1 protein-coding gene is annotated in these 1,181 nt (G+C 23.8%); it reads right to left on the bottom strand.

All coding sequences use genetic code 11. The annotated features are described in order from the left end of the window. Nucleotides 1-1,181, bottom strand: a 1,181-nt coding sequence (locus tag IE124_RS36210) for a preprotein translocase subunit SecA (RefSeq protein WP_502266940.1), incomplete at both ends; no start/stop codon positions are given.

The following is a 1,181-nucleotide window of genomic DNA, read 5'->3' as shown; positions in this document are numbered from 1 at the left end:
TACTACTACTGGACGACCCTTATAAAATTTTTCTTTAATATCTTTATTTATAGCTTCAAATTTTTCTTTTGTAGATAAAAAAATTAAATCATTCATATCTTTACGTATTCTAGGTTTATTTGTTGGAATAACTAATACATCTAATTTATAATTTTTATTAAATTCATATAATTCAGTATAAGCTGTCCCGCTCATACCTGCTATTTTAGCATAAAGTCTAAAATAATTTTGTAAAGTAATATAAGCTAAAGTATTACTTTCTTCTTTTATATTTACTCCTTCCTTTGCTTCAATAGCTTGATGCAAACCATCTGACCATCTTTTTCCTGGCATTACACGACCTGTATTTTCATCTACTATAATTACTTCATGATTTATAATAATATAATCAACATTTTTTTTAAATAAATAAAGTGCTAATAAAGCTGCTTTTATTTTTTTTATAAAACCTATATTATTAGCTGAATAAAGAGAATCATTTTTTTTTATTATTTTATTTAATTTAAAAATCTCTTCTATATATTTATATCCTTTTTCAGTTAATTCAACTTGTTTATGTTTTTCATCTAAAATAAAATCTCCTTTTTCATATTCAGTAAATTTAGAACTTCTTAATTTTTCTGCTATATTTTTAATTAGATAATATATTTTAGTATCTTCATATATTTGTCCTGAAATAATTAATGGAGTACGAGCTTCATCAATTAAAATAGAATCAACTTCATCAAGTAAAGCAAAGTTAAGTTTTCTTTGAAATTTTTCTTTAATTTTATAAACCATATTATTACGTAAATAATCAAAACCATATTCATTATTAGTCCCATAAGTAATATCAGCTTTATAAGCATTAATTTTTTCTTTTAAATTTTGTTTTGCATAAATATTTTTTATACTTAATCCAAGAAATTCATATAATGTACGAATATTAGTAGAATCTCTTTTTGCTAAATATTCATTTATTGTTACGACATGTACTCCAAGACCAGTTAAGGCATTTAAATATGAAGGTAAAGTCCCAACTATAGTTTTTCCCTCTCCTGTTTTCATTTCAGAAATCATACCTTTGTGTAAAACTATACCTCCAATTATTTGAACATCAAAATGACGCATCCCAATTATACGTTTGCTAGCTTCTCTAACTGTAGAAAAAGCTTCAGGTAATAACATATCAAGTAAATCAC

The sequence above is a fragment of the Streptomyces narbonensis genome (assembly GCF_014649015.1).
Lineage (GTDB): Bacteria > Actinomycetota > Actinomycetes > Streptomycetales > Streptomycetaceae > Streptomyces > Streptomyces narbonensis.
Note: the sequence above shows the minus strand (reverse complement) of the source record. Positions and strands in the feature narration are given on the sequence as shown.